14 protein-coding genes are annotated in these 17,303 nt (G+C 64.3%); 10 read left to right on the plus strand and 4 right to left on the minus strand.

Annotated features, from left to right (window positions below; all coding sequences use genetic code 11):
* From PJL15_RS02570 to PJL15_RS02590, 5 genes are read left to right on the plus strand one after another with little or no spacing between them, the layout of a single operon-like run.
* Entirely contained in the window at nt 1–1,035 is a 1,035-nt protein-coding gene (locus PJL15_RS02570; RefSeq protein ID WP_281449645.1) for an ABC transporter substrate-binding protein, read from the plus strand.
* Nucleotides 1,032–2,198 (plus strand): LLM class flavin-dependent oxidoreductase, encoded by a 1,167-nt coding sequence (locus PJL15_RS02575; protein WP_281449646.1) that lies wholly within the window; start codon nt 1,032–1,034, stop codon nt 2,196–2,198. The genes PJL15_RS02570 and PJL15_RS02575 overlap by 4 nt, the downstream gene beginning before the upstream one ends.
* Nucleotides 2,182–3,015 (plus strand): DUF1684 domain-containing protein, encoded by an 834-nt coding sequence (locus tag PJL15_RS02580; protein ID WP_281449647.1) that lies wholly within the window; start codon nt 2,182–2,184, stop codon nt 3,013–3,015. Before PJL15_RS02575 ends, PJL15_RS02580 begins: the two co-directional genes overlap by 17 nt.
* Entirely contained in the window at nt 3,012–4,064 is a 1,053-nt protein-coding gene (locus PJL15_RS02585; protein ID WP_281449648.1) for an LLM class flavin-dependent oxidoreductase, read from the plus strand. Before PJL15_RS02580 ends, PJL15_RS02585 begins: the two co-directional genes overlap by 4 nt.
* Before the next feature lie 9 nt (nt 4,065–4,073).
* Nucleotides 4,074–5,417 (plus strand): NtaA/DmoA family FMN-dependent monooxygenase, encoded by a 1,344-nt coding sequence (locus PJL15_RS02590; RefSeq protein ID WP_281449649.1) that lies wholly within the window; start codon nt 4,074–4,076, stop codon nt 5,415–5,417.
* 205 nt (nt 5,418–5,622) lie between these two features.
* Here PJL15_RS02590 and PJL15_RS02595 read toward each other — a convergent pair whose 3' ends face one another.
* The 3 genes from PJL15_RS02595 to PJL15_RS02605 form a co-directional block, all read right to left on the minus strand.
* Nucleotides 5,623–6,828 (minus strand): FG-GAP repeat domain-containing protein, encoded by a 1,206-nt coding sequence (locus PJL15_RS02595; protein ID WP_432443787.1) that lies wholly within the window; start codon nt 6,826–6,828, stop codon nt 5,623–5,625.
* A gap of 74 nt (nt 6,829–6,902) precedes the next feature.
* The gene (locus tag PJL15_RS02600; protein ID WP_281449651.1) at nt 6,903–7,343 is read right to left on the minus strand and encodes a GNAT family N-acetyltransferase; all 441 of its coding nucleotides are present in this window, start codon (nt 7,341–7,343) and stop codon (nt 6,903–6,905) included.
* Nucleotides 7,344–7,374: 31 nt separating this feature from the next.
* The gene (locus PJL15_RS02605; RefSeq protein WP_281449652.1) at nt 7,375–8,256 is read right to left on the minus strand and encodes a helix-turn-helix transcriptional regulator; all 882 of its coding nucleotides are present in this window, start codon (nt 8,254–8,256) and stop codon (nt 7,375–7,377) included.
* 124 nt (nt 8,257–8,380) lie between these two features.
* Between PJL15_RS02605 and PJL15_RS02610 the strand changes: the two genes are divergently transcribed.
* The 3 genes from PJL15_RS02610 (at nt 8,381) to PJL15_RS02620 (ending at nt 12,216) form a co-directional block, all read left to right on the plus strand.
* Nucleotides 8,381–9,268, plus strand: a complete 888-nt coding sequence (locus PJL15_RS02610) for an aldo/keto reductase (RefSeq protein ID WP_281449653.1) — start codon at nt 8,381–8,383, stop codon at nt 9,266–9,268.
* 372 nt (nt 9,269–9,640) lie between these two features.
* Nucleotides 9,641–10,687 (plus strand): PDDEXK nuclease domain-containing protein, encoded by a 1,047-nt coding sequence (locus tag PJL15_RS02615; RefSeq protein WP_281449654.1) that lies wholly within the window; start codon nt 9,641–9,643, stop codon nt 10,685–10,687.
* 599 nt (nt 10,688–11,286) lie between these two features.
* Nucleotides 11,287–12,216, plus strand: a complete 930-nt coding sequence (locus tag PJL15_RS02620) for a threonine/serine dehydratase (RefSeq protein ID WP_281449655.1) — start codon at nt 11,287–11,289, stop codon at nt 12,214–12,216.
* A gap of 75 nt (nt 12,217–12,291) precedes the next feature.
* Here the strand turns inward: PJL15_RS02620 and PJL15_RS02625 are convergent, their stop codons facing one another.
* Nucleotides 12,292–13,275 carry an ABC transporter substrate-binding protein gene (locus PJL15_RS02625; protein ID WP_281449656.1) on the minus strand — a complete coding sequence of 328 codons (984 nt, stop codon included), beginning with the start codon at nt 13,273–13,275 and terminating at the stop codon, nt 12,292–12,294.
* Between the two features lie 258 nt (nt 13,276–13,533).
* Here PJL15_RS02625 and PJL15_RS02630 point away from each other — a divergent pair, with 258 nt between their 5' ends.
* On the plus strand, nt 13,534–14,523 hold the full coding sequence (locus PJL15_RS02630) for an LLM class flavin-dependent oxidoreductase (RefSeq protein ID WP_281449657.1): 990 nt from the start codon (nt 13,534–13,536) through the stop codon (nt 14,521–14,523).
* A 106-nt stretch (nt 14,524–14,629) separates the two neighbouring features.
* Entirely contained in the window at nt 14,630–17,266 is a 2,637-nt protein-coding gene (locus tag PJL15_RS02635; protein ID WP_281449658.1) for a trehalase-like domain-containing protein, read from the plus strand.
* Nucleotides 17,267–17,303 lie beyond the last annotated feature (37 nt).

Genomic DNA, 17,303 nt, shown 5'->3' on the forward strand with positions numbered 1-17,303 from the left:
ATGCTCCGCAAGACCCACGGCTTCGCCGCTAATGAAACAAAACTGCGCCCAACCAAAAGCAGGCTCCTGGCGCTCGCCGTACTGCCCGCCGTCGTTCTTCCTGTGCTGGCCGGGTGCTCCGATCCCGGAGCGTCGGCAGCCAAGCCCGAATCCGCAGCCGCCAAGAACGGCGTTGTCTACAACACTTCGGTGGACCAGAACCGGATCCGCGGGGAAAAGGATGCAACAGCCGCTGCTGCTGTCCCCGCCGCCATCGCCAAGGACGGCAAGCTGACGGTGGCCACCACCGCCGGTTCAATCCCGCTCTCCTTCCACGCCACGGACGACAAGACCCCGATCGGCGTCGAAGTGGACATCGCCCAGCTGGTCGCCGACAAGCTCGGCCTGGAACTGGACCTGCAGGTGACCTCGTGGGAGAACTGGCCGCTCAAGACCCAGTCGGGCGACTTCGAGGCAGTCTTCTCCAATGTGGGAATCAATGCGGCCCGCGTGAAGCTGTTCGATTTCTCCACCTACCGTGCGGCGTTCATGGGCTTCGAAGCGAAGAAGAGCTCCAACTATGACATCAAGGGCTCGGACGACATCTCGGGACTGAAGGTTTCCGTGGGTTCAGGCACCAACCAGGAGAAGATCCTGCTGGCGTGGAACAAGGAACTTGAGGCCAAGGGCAAGGCACCGGCCACGCTGCAGTACTACTCTTCCGACGCCGACACCATCCTGGCGCTCTCTTCCGGCCGGACCGACCTGAACCTGGCCCCCTACCCTTCCGTGACGTACCGCGAGAACACCCGTGACGACCTCAAGGTTGTGGGCAAGGTCAACGCGGGCTGGCCGTCGGAGACCCTGGTGGCAGCCACAACGCTCAAGGGAAACGGGCTGGCCCCGGCCATTACGGACGCCCTGAACTCCACCATCAAGGACGGCTCCTATGCCAAGGTCCTGGAACGCTGGGGACTCTCCGAAGAAGCCGTGCCGGAATCCAAGACGGTTACGGAAGCAACGTTTGGTACCGGCCCGACAGGGAAAACACCGTGAAGTTCCAGGTCCTGGACATCATCCCCCACCTGAAGAATCCGGTGACGGGGGAGATCGTCTCCACCGCTGACCGGCTCAACCAGGTGGTGGAGACGGCCCGACGAGCGGAGGAGCTGGGCTTCGACAGCTTCTCCGTTGGGGAACGCCACGCCGGTGAGTTCGTCAGCTCATCCCCGACGACGGTTCTCGCCGCGATTGCGGCCGTCACCAGCCGTATCCGCCTCCAGACAGGGGTCACAGTGCTCTCGGTGCTGGATCCGGTGCGCGTAGCCGAGGACTACGCCACCATCGACCAGCTCAGCCGCGGCCGCCTGGAACTGGTGATTGGCAAGGGCAACGAGGTGCTGCAATACCCGTTGTTTGGCCTGTCCCTGGACGATCAGTGGGAGCTCCTGGCCGAAAAGTACGCCTTGTTGCGGACGCTGTGGCGCAAGGAGAGCGTCACCTGGGCAGGACGCTTCCGGCCCGCCCTCACCGAGCCAACCACGACGACACCGCGCCCCTTCGCGGGATCGCCCCGGATTTGGCACGGCTCGGCTACAACCCTGACGTCCGCTGCGCTCGCGGCCAAGTGGGGCGACCCTCTGTTCACGGCCAACGCCATCCAGCCCCGGGAAAACTACAAGATCCTGATCGACCACTACCGGGAAGAGTACGAACGCCACGGCCACGACCCACGGCACCAGTACCTTGGTTCGGGCAGCGGGGCAGGCGGAGTGTTCATCGCGGACACCACCCAGGAAGCCATCCGGCAGTACGGTCCCGTGTACGAGGGCTTGACCGCCGGCCGCGACGTTCCCGGAAACAACTCACCGTTCCGCGACATCCAGCACGCGGTGGCCGAGGGCCCGGCGCTGGTGGGAAGCCCGGAACAGGTGATCGACAAGATCCTCAGCTACCACTCGCTGTACAACCACGACCTCCAGTCGATCTCCCTGCCCACCACGCTTCCCTTCGAACAGCAGCTGGAAATCCTGGAGCGCTTCGCGCTGGAGGTCGTCCCGGCAGTCCGGGCAGCCGCCCCCACCACGTTGTGGGAAGCCGGCGATCCCTTCGGCGGCCGGCCGGAATTTGCCGGAGCCACCGAACCTGACGCAGCAGCAACAGTCACAGCCGACCACGCCTTCAACAGGACGGATAATGCCCATGTCTACGCACGCTAACAGCGCTACTGAAACCGCACTCGAAGCCTTCGACGCACAATGGCAGGAATGGCACGACGCCCATGAGCGCCAACGCGCACACCCGCACGGTTTCCTCGCGGTCACCCACCTGCACTGGCTCACCACCGAACCCACCCGGCTGGAAGGTGTGCCTGGCACCTGGAGCGTGGACGCCGACGTCGTGCGTGTTGACCTGGAGCCCGGCGAAAGCCTGCTGCAGGACGGCGTGGAGCTGACCACACCCATCACGCTGGGGCCGATCGAGGAACGCGGCGGCATCAACCTGGTTTCAGGCGACACCGTGATCGAGGTTGCCAAGCGCGGCGGCGAATACATCGTTCGTCCGCGGAACCCGTCGAATTCGCTGCTGCAGGAGTACCAAGGCACCCCCGCCTACACACCCAATGCAGCGTTTGCCGTGGCCGGGACCTTTGTCCCGTTCGAGGCGCCGCGGGCCACCACGGTGGGTGCCGCCGTCGAGGGTATCCAACACGTCTACGAAGCACCCGGCGAGATCCGGTTCAAGCTCGCGGGGGAGGAGCTCGCGCTGACCGCGTTCAACGGGCACGCTCCGGGTTCGCTGTCCGTGCTGTTTACGGACCAGACTTCGGGCAAGACCACTTACGCTGCGAACCGCTCACTATCCGTGGTGCCCGCCGCTGACGGCTCCGTTGAGCTCGACTTCAACCGCGCCGTGAACCTGCCCTGCGCCTACTCCGACCTCGCGACCTGCCCGCTGCCGCCCGCCGAAAACCGTCTGCCCGTGGCCATCGAGGCCGGCGAAAAGATTCCCTACGAACGTCAGGACCAGAAGTGAGCATTACCGACAAGGCCGGCTTCCTGGCCATTGAACTCGACGGCGCCGGCTACGAACACCTTGCCAATGCGGTCCTCGCAGCCGAGTCCGCCGGCTTCCACGTGGCCACCTTCAAGGACGCGCCCGAAGCCGGACGTGCCAACGCCTTGCAGCGGGCTGCGTTCGCCGGACCGGTCACGCGGACCATCGCCGTGGTCCCGGAAGTGGACACTGTCTACACGGAGCCGTTCCACATCTCCACCCAGCTCGCCAGCCTGGATTACGTGTCCGGTGGCCGTGCCGGGTGGATCGCTACCGCGGACGAGTCGCCCGAGGCCGCTGCCGCCGTCGGACGCTCTTTCGTTGAAGGTGACGCGCTCGCACAGGAAGCCGCCGCGTCCATCGAGGTGGGCCGCCGCCTGTGGGACTCCTGGGAAGACGACGCCGTGATCCGCGACGTCGCCACCGGTCGTTACCTGGACGTGGACAAGCTGCACTACGCGGACTTCGAAACCCCTGCCGATTTCGCTGGTACGCCGTATTCGGTGAAGGGACCGTCCATCATCCCCAGGCCCCTGCAGGGACAGCTGCCTGTGCTGGCGGCGGCGTCACTGGTGGGTGAACGTCGGGTGCCGGTCGAGGCGGTTGATGCCGTTCTGGTGTCCGCGCCGACGCCCGAATTGTTGACCGCCGAGATCCGCGATGTCCGTGCACGGCTGGGCAGTTCCGTCACGGTTGTTGCCGAGCTCGACGTCGTCCTGGACTCGCGCGGGCAAGCTGCGGAAGCGCGCGTGGTGGCTTCGCCCGAATCGGGACGGGCGCGGTATGTCGGCACAGCTGCCGGGCTCGCCGATCTTCTTGACCACTTGCTGGCGGAGGCCGACGGCGTTCGCCTCCACCCGGCTGCCTTGGAGGTGGAGCTGGAGGAACTGGCACGGCTTGTCCTCCCGGAGCTGCGGCGTCGTGGTTCGCTGCGGGCGCCCATCCAGGATGGGACGTTCCGCGATCTACTCGGCCTCAAACGTCCGGAAAGCCGCTATGCCACCACCGCTCCCGGAGCAGGAAAGTAAAGGAACACCATGACACGCGATATCTTCCAGCCGAGCGGCCAGATCCAGTTCGGCATCTTCTTCCAGGGCGTCAACTCAGGCACCGTCTGGAAGGCCGCCGAATCGGGTTCGCAGACAGACTTCGAATCCTTCCGGCACATCGTGCAGACCGCTGAGCGCGGTAAGTTCGCCGCTTTCTTCCTCGGGGAGGGCCTGCGGCTGCGCGAACACCTGGGGCGCCCCCACGCGCTGGATGTGGCCGGGCGGCCCGATGCCCAGACCATGCTCGCTGCCTTGGCCTCGGTGACGAAGAACATCGGCTTGGTTGCAACCCAGAACACCACCTACAACGATCCCGCGGACCTCGCCCACCGTTTGTCCTCGCTGGACCTGATCTCCGGTGGCCGGGCGGCATGGAACGTGGTGACCACGGACAACGCCTGGACCGGAGCCAACTTCCGACGCGGCGGCTACCTCGACCACGCCGACCGGTACAAGCACGCAGAGGCCTTTGTTGAAACGGCCAAGCGGATTTGGGACTCGTGGGAGACTGCTGCCGGCCCTGCCCGCCGCGTGCTCCACGAAGGCCAGCACTACACCGTGGACGTCACCCCGCGCTTGCCGCGCAGCGCCCAATACCGCCCCGTGCTTTTCCAGGCCGGTGACTCACCCGAGGGCCGCGACTTCGCTGCCCGCCAAGCGGACGTCATCTTCTCGGCCCACCCCAAGTTCGACGACGCCGTGGAGTTCCGGAGGGACATTGTTTCCCGTTCCGTGGCCGCCGGACGAGGTGCCAACGCTGTGCAGATCATGCCCGCCAGCGAATTCATCCTCGCCGCCACGGAGCAGGAAGCCCAGGAGAAGAAGGCCTGGGTCCGCAGCCTCCAGATCGGACCGCAGCAGGCAGTGGCGTACCTGGAGCAGTTCTGGGGCCGCGAGCTCTCTTCCTACGATCCCGATGGTCCGCTTCCCGATATCGATCCTGTGGTTGAGGAGACCTCCGAGACGCGTGGCAGCGGCTTCCACGGGGCCAAGGCGCGTCAACTCGCCGATCAGTGGAGGGCCGAAGCCAAGGACAAGGGCCTGTCCATCCGTCAGTTCGTCACCTCGAAGACGGCCCGCATCGACGCCACCTTCACCGGTTCGTACACCGCGGTTGCGGACCACCTCGCCGAATACGCCAGGGTGGGTGCCGTGGACGGGTTCAATATCTCGCCGTGGCTCATCCCCACTGGCCTGGACGACATCGTGAACCACCTTGTACCTGAGCTCCAGGAACGTGGCGTCTACCCCACCGAGTACCGCGGCACTACGCTGCGCGAAAACCTGGGACTGGAAACACCGGTACGCTCCGAAGAATCGGTCCGGGTCTGATGTTCCGGGCTCGGCGTAATTCTGCTGGATCATCGGCCACTCGCGGAAGCAAAATCCCGGAACCACGGGGGCTGTTTCGCGTGCTCCTGGCTGTGATCCAGCAGAATTTCACGGCGGCTGGCGCGGACGAGGCACGGGGAACCGTCGCCCTCCAGCTCACGGTGTGGGGGCAGCCGCTCTAAAGCAGGGCGCGGAGCGCTCCGGGCTAGAGCAGCTCGCGGAACACGTTCCAACCCCTGCCTACAGGGCCGTAAGGGCCCCAAAGGACTTCTGTGGACGCGCCCGTGGAATACGTCACCAGGTCTCCGTTGCCATTGACGGCGAACAAGTTGTTGTACTTCTGGTGCCCGAAACTGCCCAGGCCGGCGATGTCCGTGAACGTGTCCCAGCCGCCGCTGATCACCGCAGAGGAATCCCAGCCACCCTCGCCGTCAGCCCGGTATATGGAGAGCGAACCTTCGCTGTTCCGCGCGAAGACTTCCACTGCCCCGTCGCCGTTCATGTCGCCGCCCGTGATGATCTTGTCCATGACCTGCCAACCCCAGCCCACCGTGGACGGCGCGAGCCAGCCGCCCTCGCCGTCGCCCGGGTAGAGAAACAGATCACCCGCGGCATCCCTGGCCAGGACGTCGTTGGTGCCATCGCCGTTGAAGTCCCCGGGTCCTACGATCGAGTCGAAGATGTTCCATCCCGAGCCAACTTGGCGGGCGGGGAGCCAGCCGCCGTCACCGTCACCGGGATAGAGGAAAAGTTGTCCTGCGGAGTTCCTGGCCAGGAGGTCATTGAAGCCGTCGCCGTCGAAGTCGCCGGGCGAGAAGACAATGTCGAAAATGTTCCAGCCTTCCCCTACTTGCCGGGGTTCATCCCAGGTTCCCCAGTACGCCGGGCAGGCACCCTCGCAGGCGCCCTTGTAATACGTATAAGTGCGCGGGTACAGGATCAGCCTGCCATCGGTGGTCCGGGCGAGCGGTTCGAAGTTGCCCCGGCCGGTCCAGCCCATGGCCCTGCTGGAGGCCTTGATGGGGGCGGTCTCGGGGCTCAACTGCGTTCCGGTGGGGCAGCCTGACTCGCCCGGAGTGAGGGGATGGACCCGCACGGAGATTCGGCTGCCCTGGTCCTCGGGCAGGATCCGCAGCGTTTCACCCTGCCGCTCCTGGGGAAGTGTTTCGCCGTCGCGCAGCCATTCCAAGGAGATGCCCTCGCCGGAGCCATCGGGATTCCTGCAACCGGAGTAGTCGTAGTTGTACTGGCGGCGCATCTCGGAGCCGACGTACGGCACTCCGTCGATGTACGGAGTGGGCTGGGACGCGGCAGAGGCTGGCCCAGCAGCCAGGAGGCCGGACGCCAAAAGTCCCGTTGCCATTGCAATAGTGGTTACGTGCCTGAAAGAGCGCGCTCGAATGATCCCCATTTTTCCCCCCGGAAAGTATCGCGTCGTGGCCGCGTGGTGTGTGCTGAGATTACCGCATTCCGGGGGATAGGTGGTCAGCTGTTGCCCGGGGCCACCATGAAAACATCGATCGGGTCCTCGGATTCCAGCACGAAGCCATGCCGCTCATAAAGCCGCCGTGCAGCGCTGCCCTGGAGAACGTCCAACCGGAAGGGCCGTTCGTCCACTGATGCCGCCATGACATGCCGCAGCACTGCGCTGCCAAGACCTTTGCCCTGATGCGAAGGGGCAATGAAGAAATGTTCAATCCATCGGGCGTCCGCTTCGGGCCTGATCGCGATCACCCCGGCGTCCACGCCGTCGGAATGGATGACATACGTGTGCTCGGGCTGGAAGGCGTTCAGGAAGCGCTCGCGGACGCGGACGGGATCGAAGCGTTCAAGGCGCTCCAGATCGGGCCGCATCACCACTGCACGGAGTTCGGCGATCCAGGCGGCGTCAGACTCAGCGCAGGGGCGAAGGACGAAGTCAGGCATGGAACAAGCCTAGGCGCTACGGGAACCCGGTTCAGCCCTTCTCCCTGGCAGGAGCCTGCGCCGCCTCCCGTTGCGTGGCCACCCAACTGGCGAGCACCTTGAGCGCGTCCTCGGAAGGCGTTCCGGGATCTGCTGTGTACACGTTGATCCGCAGGCCAGGGTCTGCTGCCAGCTCCAGCGCTTCGAAGCTCAGGTCCAAATCTCCGACCACCGGATGGTACAGGCGCTTCCGGCCGGTCCGGTGGTACTTCACATCGTGACGGGCCCACCTGGTGCGGAATTCCTCGCTGCGCGTGGAGAGCTCGCCAATGAGGTCCGTCAGGTCCCGGTCATAGGGGTTCTTCCCGGCGGTCGAGCGCAACACGGCAACGATGTCATCCGCGCTGCGCTCCCAATCAGCGAAGAACTGCCGGGCCTTTGGATTCAGGAAGGTGAAGCGGGCGCTGTTCGGCGGCCTGGTCTCTTCCGCCATCAGGTCCATGTACAGCGCAGCCCCGAGTTCATTGGAGGCAAGGACATCGCCGCGGTCATTGCGGACCCAGGCCGGCGCCGTCGTAATGGCATCAACGACGCGCTGGACGCTTGGCCGGACCGTGCGCGGGCTTCGCTTGCGACGCACCCGAGGAACGGCGCCGGCCGCGCGTGCCAGGTCGAAAAGGTGGGCCGTCTCGGCGTCGTCAAGCTGCAAAGCGCGCCCGAGCGCCTCCAGGACGCTATCCGATGCGCCGGAGAGATTCCCCCGCTCCAGCCTGATGTAGTAATCGATGCTCATCCCGGCAAGCATCGCCACTTCTTCGCGGCGGAGCCCGGCAACGCGGCGATTCCCGCCATAGGCAGGCAGGCCGGCGTCCTCGGGCTTGATCCGCGCCCGACGCGAGGTCAGGAACTTTCGCACGTCGTCACTGTGGGTCATGACTGCAACGCTACGCTGCTCCGGTTTGGGGAGGGAGGAACTGCCAGTACCTGCCAGCGGGCGGTGCCAAGGGGGTACTGACGTGCACTCCCACGCGCCGATCGCGGTCAATAGCGTGGAGGGCATGAGCAACCAACTAACCCTCAACAACGGGATCACCATGCCGGCGCTCGGCTTGGGCGTCTTCCAGAGCGCCCCGGAAGAAACGACGGCGGCAGTTCAGGCCGCTCTTGCGGCCGGTTACCGGCATATCGACACTGCGGCGGCCTACGGGAATGAACGAGAGGTCGGTGCCGGTATCCGTGCATCAGGCCTGGACCGCTCCGAGGTGTTCATCGAGACGAAAGTCTGGGTGAGCGACTACGGCTACGACCAAACGCTGCATGCCTGGGACAAGGCGGTGGGCAAGCTCGGGGTGGACTATCTGGATCTGTTCATCCTGCATCAACCGGCCCCGGACCGCTTTGACCAGACGGTCGCGGCTTACAAAGCTTTGGAAAAGCTGCTGTCCGACGGCCGCGTCCGGGCGATCGGGGTCAGCAACTTCATGCCGCACCACCTCAAGGAATTGCTCGCTTCCACCGACGTCATACCCGCGGTGAACCAGATTGAACTTCACCCCTACTTCACGCAGCCAGAGGTCCAGGCCGCCGACGCCGACAACGGAATCCTCACCCAGGCGTGGTCGCCGATCGGCGGGATCACCTTCTACCCGGGCTGGGGCGAGGCGCGGCAGAACGTGATGGAAGATCCGGCCATCGCTGCCATCGCGCAGGCCCACGGGAAGACACCGGCACAGGTCATGATCCGCTGGCACCTCCAGCAGGGCCGCTCGGCCATACCCAAGTCCACCAACCCCGCACGTATTGCAGAGAACTTCGACGTCTTCGATTTCGAACTCAGCGGCAGCGAACTGGACGCCATCGACGCTTTGGACCGTGGAGTGCGGAACGGTCCAGACCCGGACGTGGCCCGCCCGGAGCGGTTCGCCATGGTGATCCCCGAAGCCTAGGAGGCTGCTGAATTAGTCGGTGGCGTTAAGGCGCGTCGGCTGGATTGGTGGGGCTGGTGTTTATAACGGGCCTTATGCAGGGACGTGAGGACGCGCAACGCGGGTATTTGAACCGGCCAGGTCCAGACACCGGGCCCGAACAAGGACCCCGCGGTGCGCGCCTGTAGGCTGACCTGATCGGCCCTGCAGGTGGCATGTCCGACCACGCTGCGGATTTCCAAGGGAGTCGTAATGCCGATCACCCGCAAGAGAGTCTCTGCGAGTCGCACCCTTCGCGCGGCTGGAAAGCAACGCGGCTGGAAAGCAAATTGTCCAGACACTGTCTGGACAATTGAAATCTTGAGCGTCAGTGGTGCCCATTAGGGTGGCTCCATGACCCAGATTGAGCCGGACCTACCCGAAAATTATGCAGCCGCACTCACGACCCTCAAAGGTCTGGTGCGGGAGGCGCAACTCAGGGCACAACGAGTGGTCAACAGCGCGATGATCGAGCTGTACTGGAACATCGGACAAACGATCCTGGAACGGCAAGCGAAAGAGCCCTGGGGCAGTAAGGTCCTGGACAGGCTTGCACGTGACTTGAGGGCGGAGTTTCCGCATATGAGGGGATTTTCCCGAACGAACGTCTACAACATGCGCGCATTCGCGGCCGCGTGGAACGCGCCGGAACCAATTGTCCAGACACCGTCTGGACAATTGAGCTGGAGCCATAACGTAGCGCTCCTGAACAAACTCAACGACCACGAACTGCGCCGCTGGTACGCCGCCAGAGCGGCCCAGCACGGCTGGTCGGTAGCCGCTCTTGAACACCAGATCCTCACAGGCCTTCACACCCGAACCGGCGCAGCACCGAATAACTTGGAAGCGCGCCTCCCGGGCGAAGGAACCGATCTGGCGCAGGCTGTGGCCAAGGACCCTCTCGTGCTGGATTTTCTGGGCCTTACCGAAGAAGCCCAAGAACACGCCATCGAAGAGGCCATGACCCTGCGGATGGCTCAAACCTTGGCCGAGTTTGGCCCCGGCTTCGCTTTCGTCGGCCGGCAGTATCCACTCGACGTTGATGGAGATGACTTCTTCATCGATCTTTTGCTGTATCACGTGCCGTCAGACCGTTACGTTGTGGTCGAACTCAAAGCAGGGAAGTTCAAGCCTGAGCACCTGGGGCAGCTAAACTTCTACGTCGCAGCGGTCAACGACATGCTGCGCCTGCCACGGCAGGCGCCCACCGTTGGCATCCTTGTCTGCGGGTCCCGGAACGAGCGAACCGTCCGATACGCACTCGACGGATCCGCCCAGCCGCTCACGGTCACGTCATACACCTACGAAGCCCTGCCGGCCGACGAAAAGGAAACCCTACCTTCCCCAGCCGCAATCACCGCCGCTCTCGAACACGACCCCGCCGACGCAGTCGAAGCCTGATTACTCCACCTCCGGAGTGCGGACAGAACGACGAGCACTCGGCGGGGGAGGGCCCAGTGGCGAACTACCGTGACAACCAGCCGCGCGGGTGGTCTACGCGAAACATTGACGGTAGCCGGGTCGAGTCGTCGCACGCCGATAAGCACCCATAAGTAAACTGGAAGTCGACTAGCCATCGGCTCTTGTGAACCATAGTTGCGCTCCGGCATGCTGATGACAGTCCCAACAGCGCCGTTGAAGGGAAGCACTACAGGCTGGCTCACCGAGGGCAGCGACCATGAAGGCTACGCCTGCAAACCGCACGGCAGGCACATCATCATGGACCACCTGTGGACCCGCGTCCGGCGGGTCTGGGAGTTGAACCAGTCCCCGTTCTTCACGTTCCCCTTCGGCTGGACACCGGGCCAGGCTTTGCCACGGGCGAGGGCTTCGTCAGGGTCTTCACACCCGGCCACAGGGCTCCTGCTGATCGCGTCGGGCCACTCGGAAATGTTCTGCAAATCAAAGACCTGCGCAGGCGGAGGTCATTCTGTCAGTGGACGTAGAGGCCGGCGAAGCCAACCGACCGTAGGATGAAACGGACGAAAGGTGCCGCTTTGATGGTCACACGCGAAGAAATAGAAGCCGCCTACGCCCGGACATCGGGCTGGGTCCGGCATACGCCCCTCGCCGAGAGCGGCGACCAGGAGCCGTACCACCTCTGGTTCAAATGCGAATACATGCAGCACACCGGATCCTTCAAAGCCCGGGGTGCCTTCAACCGGCTCCTTACGGCCAAGGAGAACGGCCAGCTGGATCCTGAGGTCGGGATTGTGGTGGCTTCCGGGGGCAACGCGGGCCTGGCCAACGCGTATGCCGCGGCAAAGTTGGGTGTCCCAGCCACGGTGTTCGTTCCCGAGTCCGCTCCGGCGAACAAGGTCCACAAGCTCTACGCCATTGGGGCCACTGTGGTCCAAGGTGGTGCCGAGTACGCCGAGGCCTACGCTGCCGCCGTCAACTTCGCCGAGGAGAAAGGCGCGGTCTATTGCCACGCCTACGACCAGCCTGAGATCGTGGCGGGCGCCGGTGGCGTTGGGCTTGAGCTGCTGGATGAACTGCCCGACGTCGACACCATCCTGGTGGCTGTTGGCGGCGGCGGGTTGATGGGAGGCATTGCAGCGGCCGCCGAAGGCAGGGCCCACGTGGTGGGCGTTGAACCTGAGACGGTTCCCACTTTGCACACGGCGTTGGCGCAGGGCGAACCGGTGGATGTGGCGGTCTCCGGCATTGCTGCTGATTCGCTTGGAGCCCGGCGGATCGGCGGAATTGGCTTCGAGGTGGCCCAACGGACAGGTGTTGAAAGCGTGCTGGTCACCGACGAGGACATCGTCGAAGCCCGGCGCGCGCTGTGGGAGAAGCACAGGATCGTGGTGGAACACGGCGCGGCGGCTGCGTATGCGGCGCTGCTCTCGGGTGCTTACGCCCCGCGCGATGGTGAGACGGTCGCCGTCGTGCTTTGTGGCGCGAACACGGACCCGGCCCACTTCTAACGAACCCAACTGTGAGTCTTGGGTCGCATTTGTACGCTCAAAACGCGCACAAATGCGACCCAGTTGAGTGAACGGCTACGTCTTGGGCAGGCCTGCAGGGTTCAGTTCGGAGGCCGGGATGGCTTCGGAGGACAGCCCCCAACGATCCAGGATCTTGCCGTAGTTGCCGTCCTTGATGAGGGTGTTGAGGGCGGCCTGCGCAGCAACAGCCAAGCCGTTGCCCTTCTGGGTGGTGAAGGCGATTTCGGCCTTCAGCGGCCAACCTCCCTCGAGCGTGCCCACTTCCTTGGTCTTGCCGTCCTTGGCTGCTTTGTACGCGGCGGAGGCGTTGGGCCCGAACGTCAGGTCCGCACGGCCGGACTGGAGGGCAAGCTGGGAGGCGGAGTCGTCGTCGTAATACTGGAACTCAACCGGCTTCAGGCCGTTCTTCTTGTTCTCCTCGTCCCAGCGCACCAGGATGGCCTCCTGGTTGGTGCCCGAGCCGACGATGATGCGCTTGCCGGCCACGTCCTTGGGCTCCTTCACTGTGGAGATGTCAGAGTCCGCCTTGGCGTAGAAGCCCAGGAGGTCGTTGCGGTAGGTAGCGAAGTCGAACTTCTCCTTGCGGGCCTCGGTGACGGTGACGTTGGACAGTACGGCCTCGTACTTGCCGGACTCAACACCCAGCGGCCAGTCGGCCCATGCGACCGGGAGTACCTCAACCTGCAATCCCAGGCTCTCACCCACGGCGTAGGCAATGTCCACTTCGCTGCCGATCAGGGTCTTGTTGTCTGTTGCGAACGTGCTCAGCGGAGGGGTTCCGCCGGTGGTCACCACGGTCAGCTTGCCGTCGGCTTTGATGGCGGCGGGCACCAGGGCGGCCGCGGCAGGATCCACCTCCACTTTGATGCGGTCCTGCTGCGGGGTCAGGTTGAACTGCTTGGTTGCGCTGGATGAAGCGTTCGACGCCGGGGCGGACGCGGCTGCCGTTGCGCCCGGATCCGAGCATGCCGCCAGCCCCAGCAGGGCGGCGGCAGCCAACGCCGCGGTGATGCCGGAAGCGGCTGTAATTCGTGCCATGGGTTCTCCTTTGAAGGGCTCTGATGCGAGGTCTTGGCTGCAACTATCCGGTAGGCCCCGGAGGGCGGTCAAAGCAGCCTGAAACGCTGGGATACAAGGGTTCACGGCACTTAACGGGGCGTCGAACAGGGTCACAAAACCGGGACCGAGGCAGCACGCGACGCAACTCACAGAAATAAGCCGGGTGCCGCCGTCGTTGTCGCTAGAGTGCCCGGAAAGCAGAAGCGGGCGCCGCGAAACGTACCGAAAGGCTTCACCGTGACTGTTCCTCTTTCCATCCTCGACCTGGCAACCATCGGGAAGGGCCAGACGGTGGCGGAGAGCCTCGCGGGCAGTGTAGCCATGGCGCAGAAGGCCGAAGAACTGGGCTACCGCCGGGTCTGGTACGCCGAGCACCACAACATGTCTGCCATCGCGTCGTCGGCAACGAGCGTTCTGATCGCCCACGTCGCCGCGCACACCAACACCATCCGCCTGGGCGCCGGCGGCGTCATGCTGCCCAACCACTCGCCGCTGACCATCGCAGAGCAATTCGGTACCTTGGAGACACTCCACCCGGGCCGCATCGACCTCGGTTTGGGCCGCGCCCCCGGCAGCGACCAGAACACCATGCGCGCGCTGCGGCGGGACCACACGTCCTCGGACAGGTTCCCGCAGGATGTCCTGGAACTGCAGGGTTACCTCACGGGTCCTACCCGCATCCTGGGCGTTGAAGCGACGCCGGGCAAGGGCACCAACGTGCCGCTCTACATCCTTGGGTCCTCGTTGTTCGGTGCGCAGCTGGCTGCCCAGCTGGGGCTCCCGTATGCCTTTGCTTCACACTTCGCCCCGGCCGCCCTTCAGGACGCCGTGGCCATTTACCGCCGTGAGTTCAAGCCCTCGGAGCAACTGGCTGAGCCGCATGTGATCGCGGGGGTCAACGTGACGGCGGCAGACAGCAATGCCGAGGCCCAGGCCATCCACCTGGCGGTGAAGCGTGCACGCGTCTCGCTGTTCTTCGGCGGAGGCCGCGAGTTCACGGACGACGAAGCAGACATGGTGCTCGATTCCCCGCAGGGCCAGCACATCGCCCAGATGATGAAGTTCTCCGCGGTAGGCACCAAGGACGTGGTCCGTGACTACCTTGATGAATTCGCCGCGTTCTCCGACGCTGACGAATTGATCGTGGCACACCAGAGCGTCGGCACGGAGGAGCGGTTGCGGTCCGTTGAGCTGCTGGCAGACGTCGCCGGACTCGTGCCGGCATAAGCCCGGATAAATCCAAGGAAAGACTTTACTCGTTTGCAATAAACGAGGTAGGCAAGCGAAACCCATCGGGCGGAAACTTTAGCTATCCGCTTCGGAAGGATTCGCCATGCCTGCGCCTTTAAACCAGACAGTCGCCGATTCAGCACTGCTGATGAAGTCACTCCCTCTCGGCCTGCTGAGAACGGTTCTTCAGTCCGACGCGGAGAATGGGATCACGCCGGAGTTGTTCGCGGAGCTCCGGATCCTTTCGCGGGTCCCCGGCCTTCTGGTCGCCTGCAATTACGGCGGAACGCTCTGCTCGGCCGAAGGCGTCTCCACCGAAACCTTGCCCTTGGACAGTGCGGCCGTTGCCCTCCGTGCACTTGCGGCCCTCCCCAACACGCACGCCGCCATCATTTCCGGCAGGTCCTTGCGCGACTTGGCGGCGGTATCCCGTCTGCCAGCCGAGGTTCATTTGGTGGGCTCACATGGTGTCGAGTTCGACATGGGCTACGCCTATACGCTCTCCCTCGCGACGGAACAGCTGCTCCAGCAGGTGACTACTGCCCTTACCGAAGCCGTGGGTTTCGAGAAAGGCATCAGCGTTGTCCGGAAACCGGTAGGGGTGGGTGTGCACACGCGTCCCGCGACGCCGGAAGTCGTGGAAAGAGCAACGTTCGCGGCGCAGAAGATCGCCATCGAGTTCGGGCTGTATTTCATTGTGGATGGATCCGTCCTGGATCTCACGGTGGAGGAACCGGCCAAAGGCCTGGCGCTGGAGCAGTTGCGCGCACGGCTTGGCGTCAGCGCCGCACTGTACGCGGGCGATGCCGAAAGCGACGAGAAAGCAATCGCAACATTGCGCGGCCCTGACCTTGGATTGCACGTCGGCCCGGGAAGTACGACGGCGGCCCACACCATTGCGGACCCGGAAGCCTTTGCGCACGTGCTGGCTTTGTTGTTTGAACTACGCCGGGCGTGGCTGTTCGGCGAAGACGCCGTGGGCTTGGAGCGGCATTCCATGATCGGCAATGGATCTTCCACGGCCTTGCTCACACCGGATGCGAAGGTGTGTTGGATGAGCCATCCCTTGCCGGATTCCGGGTCGTTGTTTGCCCACATCCTGGGTGGGGATCCTGCAGGGCACTTCAGCATCGAACCGGTGAAGCCTTCGCAGGTGTTGGCTCAGCGCTACGTGGACAACACCATGATCGTGGAGACGCGGTGGGCCGACGTTACAGTGACGGACTACCTGGAGCCCGCACCCGAGGGGATCACCAGCCTGGTCCGCGTGCTGTCCGGAACCGGATCAGCGCGCGTGGTTTTCGCTCCTCGGCCGGACTACGCCAACGCGCCGTTCAGCATGGAAGTCCGGGGTGACGAGGTGCATATTCTCGGCACCTCAGATCCGATCATCCTGTCCGCACCCGGGATCGACTTCACAATCTCCAGCGATGGCCGGTACGCCACCGCCACCGCTGAGGTCCGCCTGAGCGAGGGGCCCGTGGTTCTGAACATGCGTTGCGGGGATACCGAGCCGCCACCCGCGGACCCGGCCGGAGAACCCCACCGGCGTGCCGCCGTCGGGCTTGTGATGCGGGAGTGGGTCAAGGCCCTGCAGCTGCCCACCATGAAACCGTCGCTGGTGCGACGGTCGGCCCTGGTGCTGAAATCGCTGGTCCACGAGCCGACGGGCGCTGTCCTGGCCGCCCCCACTACCTCCTTGCCTGAGGGGATCGGTGGGACGCGCAATTGGGACTACCGTTATTGCTGGCTGCGTGATGGGTCCATGACGGTCAACGCGCTGGTGTCTTTGGGGTCCACCAAGGAGGCACACGGTTTCCTGGACTGGCTGGGCCGGATCCTGGAGAACGCACCCGGACCCGAATGGTTGCACCCTTTGTATTCGGTGACCGGCGCGCCGCTGTCCACGGAGGCGATCGTGGAGAGCCTGCCCGGTTATGCCGGCTCCCGGCCGGTGAGGATCGGAAACGCCGCCGACCATCAGGTTCAGCTGGACGTGTTCGGGCCAATCGCCGAGCTGATCAGTGACCTCGCCGAGCGGCAGGACTTCCTCCCGGACGAGCACTGGTTCCTCATGGAGCAGATGGCGCACGCCGTCATGGCGCGCTGGCACGAACCGGATCATGGCATCTGGGAAGCCCGCCGCGCGCCCCGCCACCACGTCTACACCAAGACGATGTGTTGGGTGACATTGGACCGGGCCCTGAAAACGGCAGCCAAGCACGGCCGTGTCCCGCACGCTGATTGGGCGCCGGAAGCGGCCACCATTCGGGCCGAAGTCCTCCGCGAGGGATGGGATGACTCCGCGCGGTCCTACACCGTGGCCTACGACAGCCCGGACCTGGACGCCGCGGTCCTGCACATCGGCCTCTCCGGACTTTTGGACGTGCAGGATCAGCGGTTCCTGGATACGGTCACCGCCGTGGAGCGGGAGTTGCGCGTGGGGCCAACGGTTTTCAGATACAGGTACGACGACGGCCTGCCGGGTTTGGAGGGCGGCTTCCACATCTGCACAACCTGGCTGATAGAGGCCTACCTGGCCGTGGGTCGATTGGACGATGCCCTGGAGTTGTTCAACCAGCTGGTGGCATTGTTCGGGCCCACGGGTTTGCTTCCCGAAGAGTACGATCCCGGCACCGAGACGCATCTGGGTAATCATCCGCAGGCCTACTCGCATCTGGGCTTCATCCGTTGCGCGCAGCTCCTGGATCATTACCTGGCCAGCGCCGACGTCGAATAACCCAACTAGATGACAGTAAACGCGCCACCCAAGCCTG

The sequence above is a fragment of the Paenarthrobacter nitroguajacolicus genome (assembly GCF_029952445.1).
In the GTDB taxonomy this organism is placed as follows: Bacteria; Actinomycetota; Actinomycetes; order Actinomycetales; family Micrococcaceae; genus Arthrobacter; species Arthrobacter nitroguajacolicus_B.